This is a genomic window from Cupriavidus necator (genome assembly GCF_040578825.1).
Classification (GTDB): domain Bacteria; phylum Pseudomonadota; class Gammaproteobacteria; order Burkholderiales; family Burkholderiaceae; genus Cupriavidus; species Cupriavidus necator_E.
The window spans coordinates 1-11,879 of sequence record NZ_JBEFLI010000119.1 but is presented as its reverse complement, the minus strand read 5'-3'; the positions used below and the strand labels follow the sequence as shown (position 1 = coordinate 11,879).

General features: G+C 65.6%; 10 protein-coding genes and 1 pseudogene. 10 read left to right on the top strand and 1 reads right to left on the bottom strand.

What is annotated here, in order from left to right:
• The 10 genes and pseudogenes from AB1I47_RS32250 to AB1I47_RS32205 all read left to right on the top strand — a co-directional run.
• Window positions 1-132 (top strand): annotated as a pseudogene (locus tag AB1I47_RS32250) (ABC transporter ATP-binding protein); the annotation flags it as partial.
• A 74-nt stretch (window positions 133-206) separates the two neighbouring features.
• Window positions 207-1,415 carry an ABC transporter substrate-binding protein gene (locus AB1I47_RS32245; protein ID WP_354687720.1) on the top strand — a complete coding sequence of 403 codons (1,209 nt, stop codon included), beginning with the start codon at window positions 207-209 and terminating at the stop codon, window positions 1,413-1,415.
• A gap of 215 nt (window positions 1,416-1,630) precedes the next feature.
• Window positions 1,631-2,515 (top strand): branched-chain amino acid ABC transporter permease, encoded by an 885-nt coding sequence (locus tag AB1I47_RS32240; RefSeq protein WP_354687719.1) that lies wholly within the window; start codon window positions 1,631-1,633, stop codon window positions 2,513-2,515.
• A complete protein-coding gene (locus tag AB1I47_RS32235; RefSeq protein ID WP_354687718.1) occupies window positions 2,515-3,561 on the top strand; it encodes a branched-chain amino acid ABC transporter permease in 1,047 nt (348 codons plus the stop codon). Before AB1I47_RS32240 ends, AB1I47_RS32235 begins: the two co-directional genes overlap by 1 nt.
• A gap of 454 nt (window positions 3,562-4,015) precedes the next feature.
• On the top strand, window positions 4,016-4,444 hold the full coding sequence (locus tag AB1I47_RS32230; protein ID WP_354687717.1) for a hypothetical protein: 429 nt from the start codon (window positions 4,016-4,018) through the stop codon (window positions 4,442-4,444).
• Between the two features lie 116 nt (window positions 4,445-4,560).
• Window positions 4,561-5,319 (top strand): sulfite exporter TauE/SafE family protein, encoded by a 759-nt coding sequence (locus tag AB1I47_RS32225; RefSeq protein WP_354687722.1) that lies wholly within the window; start codon window positions 4,561-4,563, stop codon window positions 5,317-5,319.
• A gap of 292 nt (window positions 5,320-5,611) precedes the next feature.
• Window positions 5,612-6,769, top strand: coding sequence for an ABC transporter substrate-binding protein (locus AB1I47_RS32220; RefSeq protein WP_354687716.1), 1,158 nt, complete (start codon window positions 5,612-5,614; stop codon window positions 6,767-6,769).
• Between the two features lie 229 nt (window positions 6,770-6,998).
• Window positions 6,999-8,051 carry a branched-chain amino acid ABC transporter permease gene (locus tag AB1I47_RS32215; RefSeq protein ID WP_354687715.1) on the top strand — a complete coding sequence of 351 codons (1,053 nt, stop codon included), beginning with the start codon at window positions 6,999-7,001 and terminating at the stop codon, window positions 8,049-8,051.
• A gap of 3 nt (window positions 8,052-8,054) precedes the next feature.
• On the top strand, window positions 8,055-9,896 hold the full coding sequence (locus AB1I47_RS32210) for a branched-chain amino acid ABC transporter ATP-binding protein/permease (RefSeq protein ID WP_354687714.1): 1,842 nt from the start codon (window positions 8,055-8,057) through the stop codon (window positions 9,894-9,896).
• Window positions 9,897-9,913: 17 nt separating this feature from the next.
• A complete protein-coding gene (locus AB1I47_RS32205) occupies window positions 9,914-10,657 on the top strand; it encodes an ABC transporter ATP-binding protein (protein WP_354687713.1) in 744 nt (247 codons plus the stop codon).
• A 254-nt stretch (window positions 10,658-10,911) separates the two neighbouring features.
• Here the strand turns inward: AB1I47_RS32205 and AB1I47_RS32200 are convergent, their stop codons facing one another.
• A complete protein-coding gene (locus tag AB1I47_RS32200) occupies window positions 10,912-11,853 on the bottom strand; it encodes a LysR substrate-binding domain-containing protein (RefSeq protein WP_354687721.1) in 942 nt (313 codons plus the stop codon).
• Between the last annotated feature and the right edge of the window lie 26 nt (window positions 11,854-11,879).

Below are 11,879 nucleotides of genomic sequence, written 5' to 3'. Positions count from 1 at the left end.
CAGAACTTCCGCTTCGCCGCGCCGCTGGCCGACCGCTTCTACGTGATGGAGCACGGCAGCATCGTCGAGCGCTTTGCCGCCAGTGAGCTGGAGGCCAAGATGCCGGTGCTGCACGAACTGCTCGGGGTCTGATCCGCACGGATCATGGGTTGATGTTTGGCAGGAACGGGTGGCGCGCACGCCGCCGCAAATCAGGAGACATAGACATGAAAAAGACTCGGCTCGCGGCCGCGATGGCGGCCATTGCCATGGGTGCGGTTTCCTTCAGCGCCGTTGCCCAGGTGTCGGGCGACACCGTGAAGATCGGCTACATCACCGACATGTCGGGCCTGTACGCCGACATCGACGGCCCCGGCGGCCTCGAAGCCATCAAGATGGCGATCGAGGACCGCGGCGGCAAGGTGCTGGGCAAGCCCATCGAGATCGTCTCCGCCGACCACCAGAACAAGGCCGACATCGCCGCCTCGAAGGCGCGCGAGTGGATGGACCAGCAGGGCCTGGACCTGCTGCTGGGCGGCACCAACTCGGGCACCGCGCTGGCGATGAACAAGGTGGCTTCGGAGAAGAAGCGCGTCTACATCAACATCGGCGCCGGCACCGCGCGCCTGACCAACGAAGAATGCTCGCCGTACACGGTGCACTACGCCTATGACACGGTGGCGCTGGCCAAGGGCACCGGCAGCGCGGTGGTCAAGCAGGGCGGCAAGTCGTGGTTCTTCCTGACCGCCGACTACGCCTTCGGCCATTCGCTGGAAAGCGACACCGCGGCGGTGGTCAAGGCCAGCGGTGGCACGGTGGCGGGTCAGGTGCGCCATCCGCTGTCGGCATCCGACTTCTCGTCGTTCCTGCTGCAGGCGCAGTCGTCCAAGGCGCAGATCCTTGGCCTGGCCAACGCCGGTGGCGACACCATCAACGCGATCAAGGCGGCCAAGGAATTCGGCATCACCAAGTCGATGAAGATCGCCGGCCTGCTGATGTTCATCAACGATGTGCACAGCCTGGGGCTGAAGAACACCGAAGGCCTGCTGATGACCGACAGCTGGTACTGGGACATGAACGACGACACCCGCAAGTTCGCCAACCGCTTCTTCGGCAAGATGAAGAAGATGCCGAGCAGCCTGCAGGCGGCGGACTACTCGGCGGCCAGCACCTACCTGAAGGCGGTGGAAGCAGCCAAGACCGACGATCCGGACAAGGTCATGGCCGAACTCAAGAAAATGAAGATCAACGACTTCTACACCAAGGGCCATATCCGCCAGGACGGCCGCGGCATCCACGACATGTACCTGATGCAGGTGAAGACGGCGGCCGAGTCGAAGAAGCCGTGGGACTACATGAAGGTGGTGGCGACCATCCCGGGCGAGCAGGCCTTCACCACGGTGGCCGACTCGAAGTGTGCGATGTTGAAGAAGTAACCGTCAGGCCTGCGACGGTTTGCTCCCCTTTCCCGCTTGCGGGAGAGGGGCAGGGGGAGAGGGCGGGCGCCGGCAGCAGCGACACCGGCACGCGCCACGCGGCGTAACGAATGCCCGCGGCAGTGTTGAAGCTGGCAGCCTATTCAGCGCCAGCCCTCTCTCCCACTCCTCTCCCGCGCGCGGGAGAGGGGAGACACCACCAGCAATCGATGCTCATGGACATCTTCGGAATTCCCTTGCCTGCCATGCTTTCCCAGCTATTGCTGGGGCTGGTCAACGGCGCTTTCTATGCGATGCTGAGCCTGGGCCTCGCGGTCATCTTCGGCCTGCTCAATGTCATCAATTTCGCGCACGGCGCGCTTTTCATGCTGGGCGCGGTGCTGGCCTGGATGGGCATGGAGTACGCCGGGCTGAACTACTGGGTCATGCTGTTGCTGTCGCCGCTGGTCGTTGCCGCGCTGGGCGTGGTGATCGAGAAGACCATGCTGCGCTGGATCTACAAGCTCGACCATATCTACGGCCTGCTGCTGACGCTGGGCATCACGCTGGTGATCGAAGGCATCTTCCGCTCGATCTATGGCGTGTCGGGGCTGCCGTACTCGACGCCGGACGCGCTGCAGGGCGCGACCGACCTGGGCTTCATGATCCTGCCGAACTATCGCGCGTGGGTCGTGGTGGCATCGCTGGCGGTGTGCTTCGCCACCTGGTACGTGATCGAGAAGACCAAGCTGGGCGCCTACCTGCGCGCCGGCACCGAGAACCCCAAGATGGTCGAGGCCTTCGGCGTCAACGTGCCGCTGATGGTGACGCTGACCTACGGCTTCGGCGTGGCGCTGGCAGCGTTTGCCGGCGTGCTGGCCGCGCCGGTGATCCAGATCTCGCCGCTGATGGGGCAGAACCTGATCATTATCGTGTTCGCGGTGGTGGTGATCGGCGGCATGGGTTCGATCATGGGTTCGATCCTGACCGGCCTGGGGCTGGGCGTGATCGAGGGCCTGACCAAGGTGTTCTATCCTGAAGCATCGTCGACCGTGGTGTTCTTCATCATGGTGATCGTGCTGCTGCTGCGCCCGGCCGGGCTGTTCGGGAAGGAGAAGTGATGAGCGCACCAACCACATCATCGACGCAGACCACGGTGGCTGCCAACGCGGGCCAGGCGGGAAAGCGACAAGGCGTGCAGAAGAAACTGTTGTACGGATTGCTGTTGCTGGCACTGGTGGCGGCGCCGCTGGCCGGCGCCTATCCGGTGTTCGTGCTCAAGGTGCTGTGCTTCGCGCTGTTCGCCTGCGCGTTCAACCTGCTGATCGGCTATACCGGGCTGCTGTCGTTCGGCCATGCGGCCTTCTTCGGCGGCGCGGGCTACGCGGCTGGCCATGCGATGAAGGTCTGGGGCGTAACGCCTGAGATCGGGCTGATCCTGGGCACCGCCACCGGCGCGCTGGTCGGCTACGTGGTGGGCTCGGTGGCGATCCGCCGCCAGGGCATCTACTTCTCGATGATCACGCTGGCGCTGGCGCAGATGCTGTTCTTTATCTGCCTGCAGGCGCCGTTCACCGGCGGCGAGGACGGGCTGCAGGGCATCCCGCGCGGCAAGCTGTTCGGCATCGTGCCGCTGTCCGACGACCTGACGCTGTATTACGTGGCGCTGGTGATCATCGTCGCGGCCTTCGCGCTGATCGTGCGCACGGTGCATTCGCCGTTCGGCCAGATCCTGAAGGCGATCAAGGAGAACGAGCCGCGCGCAATCTCGCTGGGGTATGACGTCGACCGCTTCAAGCTGACCGCCTTCGTGCTGTCGGCGGCGCTGTCGGGGCTGGCCGGTTCGATCAAGGCGCTGGTGCTGGGCTTCGAGACGCTGACCGACGTGCACTGGTCGATGTCGGGCTCGGTGATCCTGATGACACTGGTCGGCGGCCTGGGCACATTGTCAGGCCCGATTGTCGGCGCGTTCGTGATCGTGGCGCTGGAGAACAAGCTGGGCGATATCGGCACCTTTCTGGCCTCGGCCACAGGCATCGGCTGGTTCAACACGCTGGGCGAGTCGGTGACGATGGTGACCGGCGTGATCTTCGTGATCTGCGTGCTGACCTTCCGCCGTGGCATCATGGGTGAGCTGCTGGGCCGTTTCGGTCGCAAGCACGAGTGATCGCGGGGCGACATGCCCGATTGTGGGGCTAGGGTTTTTTCTAGCTTGTCCAGAATGCACCGCTTCGTTACATTCCATATACGGTTTTCGCAGGTTAAATGGAGGCGGAAGCGAGGAGACGACAGGCGCGCACCCGGTGTCGGGTAGCAGCGTTATAAATAAAGGGCGTTGCCGGGTGATCCTCGGCAACGCTTTTTTCATTTGGGCGCAGCCAGCCTCGTCCTCTGGCACTTTCCCTGTGGGGTCCGCGCCCTATTCTGGGGCATCCATGCCGCATCGGCATCACCTGCCGGCGGGGCGCATGCGACAATGCGTGCGTTCTCCGTTGCCCGCCATGCCCGCCGTTCCCGATTCGCCCCCTTCCTCAGATTGCTCCGATCCAGATTCCTGCGATCGTCCCGGCTTGCCGGCGGCGCAGGGGGCGGTACGCCCTGGCCACGGCGCCGATGCCGCTATGCTCGACGCATGGCTGGCCGCCGTGCGGCCACTGCCGGTACCGGCTGCCCGGGCGCGCCGGCTGATGCTGGACGAGTTGCTGGCCCAGTCCGGGCGCGGCATCTGCCTGATCGCGCACGGCCCGGCGCCGGATGACGTGCTGGCCTGCCTGCCGGTGGCGCTGGTGCCAAGCCTGGGCTTTGCCGGCCTGGCGGCCTGCGCCATGGAGTGGTGGGTACGGCCCGGACTCAGTCCCGCGGCCGGCCGCGACTGCCTCGAACGCTGCTGCGACACGCTCGCCGACTGGGGCCGCGCCCACGGCATCCGCCACGCACTGCTGGCGCCCGGGGTGGTCACCGGGCACGGCGGTCCGCCGCCGGGTTTCGGCCCGCACGGCAGCGGCATGTGGCATCGCAGCCTGGTGCCCGCCGCCAAGGTGCTCGGCTAAGCCGGGCGGTCGGGTCCTCCGGCCAATCAGGCCCGATCAGGCCCGATCAGGCCGCCACTGCGCGCCTGTCTTACTCCTCCCGTTGTTCCCCTCTCGCTTTCCTGTTTCCTGCAATGATGGAATTCGCATTCCTGGCGGTTGCCGCCTTTCTCGCCGGCCTGATCGACGCGGTTGCCGGCGGCGGCGGCCTGGTCCAGATCCCGGCGCTGTTCTCCGCCTATCCCGGCATGTCGCCGGCCACGCTGCTCGGCACCAACAAGGTGGCGTCGATCGCCGGCACCGCCAACGCGGCACTGCGCTACGGCCGCAGCGTGCGCATCTACTGGGGTGCGACCGCGCCGGCGGTGGTGGCGGCCTTTGTCTGCTCGATGGCAGGCGCCTGGGCGCTGACCCTGATCCCGGCGGAGCCGATGCGCAAGGCGCTGCCGTTTATCCTGGTGGTGCTGCTGGTCTATACGGTGGCCAAGAAGGATCTCGGCACCGAGCATGCCCCCACGCTGACGGGCGGGCGCGAACGGCTGGCCGCGCTGCTGGCCGGCGCGGTGCTCGGCTTCTACGACGGGGTGTTCGGTCCCGGCACCGGCAGCTTCCTGATGATCGTGTTCGTGCGCGTGTTCGGCTATGACTTCCTGCATGCGGCGGCCTCGACCAAGCTGGTCAACCTGGCCACCAACCTGGCGGCGCTGCTGCTGCTCGCCAGCAAGGGCCATATCTGGTGGCAGCTCGGGCTGGTGATGGCGGTGGCCAATGTCGTCGGCAGCCAGGTGGGTAGCCGGCTGGCGCTGCGGCATGGCAGCGCCTTCGTGCGCAAGGTGTTTATCGTGGTCGTCAGCGCGCTGATCCTGAAGACGGCGTGGGATGCGTTCCTGCGCTGACGGCCCGAAGTCCAGGCCTGGCGCGCGATGCGGGTTAATCCTGCCTTTTCGCGCCAGGTCGCTGTGATAGACTCGATCCGCATTCCCGACCGCGCGGTCGGTGAATGACGGAAGCGCCAAGTCCGGGGGCTGGTGTGGACGGGAAATGGGGAACGGTGTTGCCATCGTTCCTGGCAGTAGCGCAGGTGCCGGCGATGTGCCTGCGTGACCGAGGGGTCGGCACAAGAAAAGGGGCATCCGCCGGCGGACGCCGGACGGATGCCTTTCCGCTTCAGGAACCGAAGGAGACAAGATGGATTTCAAGCGCGCCAGCCTGCTGGCAATCGCGGCGGCCAGCCTCAGCCTGGTTGCCGGCGCAGTCCAGGCACAGGTCAAGGTAGGGGTCACGGTGTCCGCCACCGGTCCGGCGGCATCGCTGGGCATCCCGGAAAAGAACACGTTCACGCTGATGCCCAAGGAAGTCGCGGGCAAGAAGATCGAGTACATCGTGCTCGACGATGCCTCCGACACCACCACCGCCGTCAAGAACACGCGCAAGCTGATCAGCGAAGACAAGGTCGACGTCGTGGTCGGTTCCACCGTGACGCCGAACTCGCTGGCGATGGTCGACGTGGTCTCCGAGAGCGAGACGCCGATGATCACCATGGCCGCGTCGGCCCGCATCATCGAGCCGATGGACGCCAAGCGCGCCTGGGTTTTCAAGACGCCGCAGAACGACTCGCATATGGCCACCGCCATTGCCGAGCACATGGGCAACAACAACGTGAAGACGGTGGCCTTCATCGGCTTCGCGGACGCCTATGGCGATAGCTGGGCGCAGGAATTCGCCAAGGTGGCGGACATGCGCAAGATCAAGGTGGTCGCCAACGAGCGCTTTGCCCGCACCGATACCTCGGTGACCGGCCAGGTGCTGAAGATGATGAGCGCCAACGCCGACGCGGTGCTGATCGCAGGCTCGGGTACGCCCGCGGCGCTGCCGGCCAAGACGCTGAAGGAGCGCGGCTACAAGGGCAAGGTCTACCAGACCCACGGTGTCGCCAACCCCGACTTCCTGCGCGTGTGCGGCAAGGACTGCGAGGGCACCTACCTGCCGGCCGGCCCGCTGCTGGTGGCCGAACAGCTTCCCGACAGCAACCCGGTGAAGAAGCCGGCGATGACCTACAAGACCGCCTATGAGAAGGCCTTTGGCGGCCAGGTGTCGACCTTCGGTGGCCATGCGTGGGATGCCGGCCTGATCCTGCAGCATGCGATCCCAGAGGCGCTGAAGAAGGCGCAGCCCGGCACCAGGGAGTTCCGCAAGGCGCTGCGCGATGCGATGGAGCAGATCAGGAACCTGCCGGTGTCGCACGGCATCATGAACATGAGCGCCACCGACCACCTCGGCTTCGATCAGCGCGCGCGCGTGATGGTGCAGATCGTCGACGGCAAGTGGAAACTGCTGACGAAGTAATTCAGCGGACGTTTCACACGCATGTGACGCAGCAAAGCGCATGGTTCAGCCATGCGCTTTTTTATTGCCCGATGCGGCGCGCACGGCATAGTCTTGCGTTAGGGTTGCCCTGTATTTGCGCTATGGGCAATCCGTTTACTATTTCGTAATCCCAGCAGCACAGCATCCTGTCGGCCCCCTTCGATGCAGGCAGGTAGTTCCACGAGACTGTCCGAGAGACGGGGAGACAATGGACTTATCTATCGCCGCCATCCTGGCACAGGACGGCATCACTTCGGGCGCGATCTACGCGCTGCTGGCACTGGCGCTGGTGCTGGTGTTCTCGGTGACCCGCGTCATCTTTATCCCGCAAGGGGAGTTCGTTGCCTATGGCGCGCTGACGCTGGCCGCGATGCAGGCCGGGCATGCGCCGCAGACAACCTGGCTGCTGCTGGCAATGGGCGCGCTGACCTTCCTCTATGAAACCGTGACCGTGCTGCGCAGCGCCGAGCTGCGGCGCACGCTGGGGCAACGCCTTGGCGTGCTGGCCGGCAAGTACCTGGCGTTTCCGCTCGCCGTGCATTGGGTCGCGCAGCAGTACGGCGCACAACCATTGCCGATGCTGGCGCAGATCGCGCTGACCTTGCTGATCATCATCCCGCTGGGCCCGATGCTGTACCGGATCGCTTACCAGCCGCTGGCGGAGGCCAGCACGCTGGTGCTGCTGATCGTCTCGGTCGGCGTGCACTTTGCGCTGGTAGGACTGGGGCTGGTGATGTTCGGCGCCGAAGGATCGCGCACCACGGCGTTCTCCGATGCGCGCTTTGACGTGGGCGCGCTCAGCATCTCGGGACAGAGCCTGTGGGTGGTGGGCGTGTCGGCGCTGCTGATCGGCGCGCTGTACTTCTATTTCGAGCGCACGCTGCAGGGCAAGGCGCTGCGCGCGACCGCGGTCAACCGTCTCGGCGCGCGCCTGGTGGGCATCGGCACCACGCAGGCGGGGCGGCTGTCGTTCACGCTGGCCGCGGCGATGGGCGCGCTGTGCGGCATCCTGATCGCACCGCTGACCACGGTCTATTACGAGTCGGGTTTCCTGGTGGGCCTGAAGGGCTTTGTCGGCGCCATCGTCGGGGGGCTGGTCAGCTATCCGGTCGCGGCGCTGGGGGCGCTGCTGGTGGGGCTGCTCGAATCCTATTCCTCCTTCTGGGCCAGCGCGTTCAAGGAGGTCATCGTCTTCACACTGATCATTCCGGTGCTGCTGTGGCGCTCGCTGACGAGCAAGCATGTCGAGGAGGAGGAATAAGCCATGACCATGCTGACCGACAAGCAGGCGGCCGTGGCGGGCGCCGAAGCGGGCGGCCGCGCTCGCCTGAACCGCAACCGATTGCTGGTGCTGGCGTTGATCGTGGTGCTGGCATTGCTGCCGGTACTGCCTACGCCAGAATTCTGGATCACGCTGGGCAACTACATCGGCCTGTACAGCATCGTCGCGATCGGGCTGGTGCTGCTGACCGGCGTGGGCGGCATGACCTCGTTCGGGCAGGCGGCGTTCGTGGGGCTCGGGGCGTACAGCACCGCGTACCTGACCACGCAGTTCGGGCTGTCGCCGTGGTTCGGGCTGCTGGTGGGGCTGGTGATCACGGTGGCCTCCGCCTATGTGATCGGGCTGATCACGATGCGCATGTCCGGGCACTACCTGCCGCTGGCGACGATTGCGTGGGGCCTGTCGCTGTTCTACCTGTTCGGCAACCTGGAGTTCCTCGGCAAGTATGACGGGATCAATGGCATTGCGGTGCTGTCGCTGTTCGGCATCGAGCTGCAGTCGGGCCGTTCGATGTTCTACCTGATCTGGGCCGTGGTGCTGCTGGCGGTGCTGGCGATGCAGAACCTGCTGAACTCGCGCCCGGGCCGCGCCATCCGCGCGCTCAAGGGCGGTGGCGTGATGGCCGAGGCGATGGGGGTGAACACCGCCTGGATGAAGGTGGTGATCTTCGTGGTCGCGGCCATCCTCGCGTGCGTGTCGGGCTTCCTGTATGCGCACTTGCAGCGCGCGGTGAACCCGACGCCGTTCGGGCTCAACTACGGTATCGAGTACCTGTTCATGGCGGTGGTCGGCGGTGTTGGCCACGTGTGGGGCGCAGTGTTGGGTGCCGGCATCCTGACCATCCTGAAGGATGTGCTGCAAGGCCTGCTGCCCAAGCTGCTCGGTGCCACCGGCAATTTCGAGATCATTGTCTTCGGCGTGCTGCTGGTGCTGCTGCTGCAGTATGCGCGCGAGGGCATCTGGCCGTTCCTGCGTCGTCTCTTTCCCTCGGGGCCGGCGGTGCTGGCGCCAGCGCAGGCGGAGGCACTGGCTGTGCGGCAGAAGCCTGAGGCCGGCGAACTGATCCTCGACGTGCGCGCCGTGCGCAAGGAGTTCGGCGGGCTGGTCGCGGTCAACGATGTCAGCTTCCAGGTGCGCGCCGGCGAGATCATCGGGCTGATCGGCCCCAACGGCGCGGGCAAGTCCACCACCTTCAACCTGGTGACGGGCGTGCTGCCGGTCACGCGCGGCGAAGTGGGCTATCGCGGCGAGGTGATCTCGGGCCTGCCGTCGCGCGAGATCGTCAAGCGCGGCATCGGCCGCACCTTCCAGCATGTGCACCTGCTGCCGACCATGACGGTGCTGGAGAACGTCGCTATCGGCGCGCACCTGCGTGGCGACTTCCGCGCGCAGGGCGGTGTCACTGCCGCGATCCTGCGCATGAACAAGGCCGAGGAAGAGAAGCTGCTGTTCGAGGCGAAACGCCAGCTCGAGCGCGTGGGCCTGGCCGACTGCATGTATATGGAAGCGGGCAGCCTGGCGCTGGGCCAGCAACGGATCCTGGAGATCGCACGCGCACTGTGCTGTGACCCGGCGCTGCTGCTGCTCGACGAACCCGCCGCGGGCCTGCGCTACAAGGAGAAGCAGGCGCTGGCCGAACTGCTGCGCAAACTGAAGGGCGAGGGCATGAGCGTGCTGCTGGTCGAGCACGACATGGACTTCGTCATGAACCTGACCGACCGGCTGGTGGTGATGGAATTCGGTACGCGCATTGCCGAGGGCATGCCCGAGGAAGTGCAGAAGAACCCCGCGGTGCTGGAAGCCTACCTGGGCGGCGTGGAATAACGGAGCGAGGACCCGACATGAGCCTGATTCTCGAAGTGAAGGACCTCCACGTCCGCTACGGCAAGGTGGAAGCGGTGCATGGCGCCAACCTCAAGGTGGAGGCCGGCAAGATCGTCACGGTGATCGGCCCCAACGGCGCCGGCAAATCGACCATGCTCAATGCGATCATGGGGGCGCTGCCGGTGAACGGGTCGTCGAGCGGATCGGTCAGCTACCTCGGCCACGACATGGCGGGCATTCCGGTCGAAGGACGCGTCGCACGCGGCATGTGCCTGGTGCCGGAGAAGCGCGAGCTGTTCGCGTCGATGACGGTGGAGGACAACCTGCTGCTGGGCGCCTTCCGCCGCAAGCGCGCGGGCGAGAAGAACTTCCTCGACCAGATGGACGTGGTCTACGACCTGTTCCCGCGCCTGCGCGAGCGTGCGCGCCAGGACGCCGGCACGCTGTCCGGCGGCGAGCGCCAGATGCTGGCGGTGGGCCGCGCGCTGATGGCCAAGCCGCAGTTGCTGATGCTGGATGAGCCCAGCCTCGGGTTGGCGCCGCTGATCGTCAAGGAGATCTTCCACATCATCAGCAACCTGCGCACGACAGGCGTGGCGACCCTGCTGATCGAGCAGAACGCGCGTGCCGCGCTGCAGGTGGCGGACTACGGCTATGTGATCGAGACCGGGGATATGTCGATGGAAGGGCCGGCGGATGAGCTGGCCGCCAATCCGAAGGTGATCGAAACTTACCTGGGATTGGCGAAAAAAGCGGCTTGAGCCGCAAGAAGATCGTCTGACGAATGAGGGCCTGCGGTTGCAGGCCCTTTCTTATTTTTGCTGTGAATAACTTTGGGGATAACCTACATCGGGACGTGCGCATGAGCGTGGGCTGGTACTGCGCTGAGATAGGTTCAGAACGATTCACCGGATGGATGGTGTGGGCGAATGTCGGCGACTTTTCATCTGTCCAGCGAATTAGCTATCCATAAATATCGGCCGTATGAATGGGTTGTGACATACATCGAGTGCTACTAGTCGTCCCCTGCATACTTGGCGGCCTCGATATCGGGATCGCGCTTCGCAGTCTCCAACAGCCATTCCCGAAAGCAGTTCAGCGCCGGATGATCGCGCCGTTCCTTCGGTGCGCACAGGAAATAGCCGCGTTGGAGCGTAATTGGCAGATCAAATGGCGCTACCACGCGGCCAGCGGCGATTTCATCGCGCACCAGGCAGCGCTGCAGCACGGCCACACCCATATCGGCGCGCACCGCCTGGATCAGGATCGAGACCTGGTCGAAACCTGTGGATAACGTCGGCGGCGCAGCACTGGGTACGCCGGCCGCCAGCAGCCAGTTCTGCCAGTTCGCCGGTGCGGTGGTGTGATAGAGCAGGGGCTCCTGCAGCAGTTCGGCCGGCGACCGCCACTGGCCGGCATCGCGCCGGGCGCGGGCGCGGTCGGGGTGGCAGACCGGCACCATTTCACGTCCCACCACGTAGTCCACCAGCAGCCCCGGCCACTTGCCGGCTTCGCCGGCGAGGATCGCCGCATCCGGCGCCGGGCCGGAGAAGTCCTCGTCGCGCTCATAGGGGACGAAGTCGAGCCGGATATCCGGGTGGCGGCGATGGAAATCGGGTAGCCGCGGCACCAGCCAGACGCTGGCCAGCGTCGGTACCACGGACAGCGTCAGATGGTGGCGGCGGTTGCCGGCGAGCAGGGCGGCGCTGGCATTCTCGATCGCGGCCAGCGGCTCGGCCACGGCGTCCAGCAGGTGCTTGCCGGCATCGGTCAACAGCAGCCGGTGCGCATTCCGCTGCAGCAGCGGCTGGCCAAAATGCGTTTCGAGCCGGGCGATGGCGCGGCTGATCGCCCCCTGCGTCACGCACAGTGTCTCGGCCGCGCGGGTAAAGCTGCCCAGCCTCGCCGCGGCGGCAAAGGCGTGCAACTCGGACATCGACGGGGAACGCAGCCGCATGGCAGGGGAGGGCGAAGCTTTCGGGG

Excerpts from the sequence above, each read along its gene's own strand:
- AB1I47_RS32235 (WP_354687718.1), top strand. The coding sequence starts at position 2,515 with ATGAGCGCACCAACCACATCATCGACGCAGACCACGGTGGCTGCCAAC.
- AB1I47_RS32230 (WP_354687717.1), top strand. The coding sequence starts at position 4,016 with ATGCTCGACGCATGGCTGGCCGCCGTGCGGCCACTGCCGGTACCGGCT.
- AB1I47_RS32225 (WP_354687722.1), top strand. The coding sequence starts at position 4,561 with ATGGAATTCGCATTCCTGGCGGTTGCCGCCTTTCTCGCCGGCCTGATC.
- AB1I47_RS32210 (WP_354687714.1), top strand. The coding sequence starts at position 8,055 with ATGACCATGCTGACCGACAAGCAGGCGGCCGTGGCGGGCGCCGAAGCG.
- AB1I47_RS32245 (WP_354687720.1), top strand. The coding sequence starts at position 207 with ATGAAAAAGACTCGGCTCGCGGCCGCGATGGCGGCCATTGCCATGGGT.
- AB1I47_RS32205 (WP_354687713.1), top strand. The coding sequence starts at position 9,914 with ATGAGCCTGATTCTCGAAGTGAAGGACCTCCACGTCCGCTACGGCAAG.
- AB1I47_RS32220 (WP_354687716.1), top strand. The coding sequence starts at position 5,612 with ATGGATTTCAAGCGCGCCAGCCTGCTGGCAATCGCGGCGGCCAGCCTC.
- AB1I47_RS32200 (WP_354687721.1), bottom strand. The coding sequence starts at position 11,853 with ATGCGGCTGCGTTCCCCGTCGATGTCCGAGTTGCACGCCTTTGCCGCC.
- AB1I47_RS32240 (WP_354687719.1), top strand. The coding sequence starts at position 1,631 with ATGGACATCTTCGGAATTCCCTTGCCTGCCATGCTTTCCCAGCTATTG.
- AB1I47_RS32215 (WP_354687715.1), top strand. The coding sequence starts at position 6,999 with ATGGACTTATCTATCGCCGCCATCCTGGCACAGGACGGCATCACTTCG.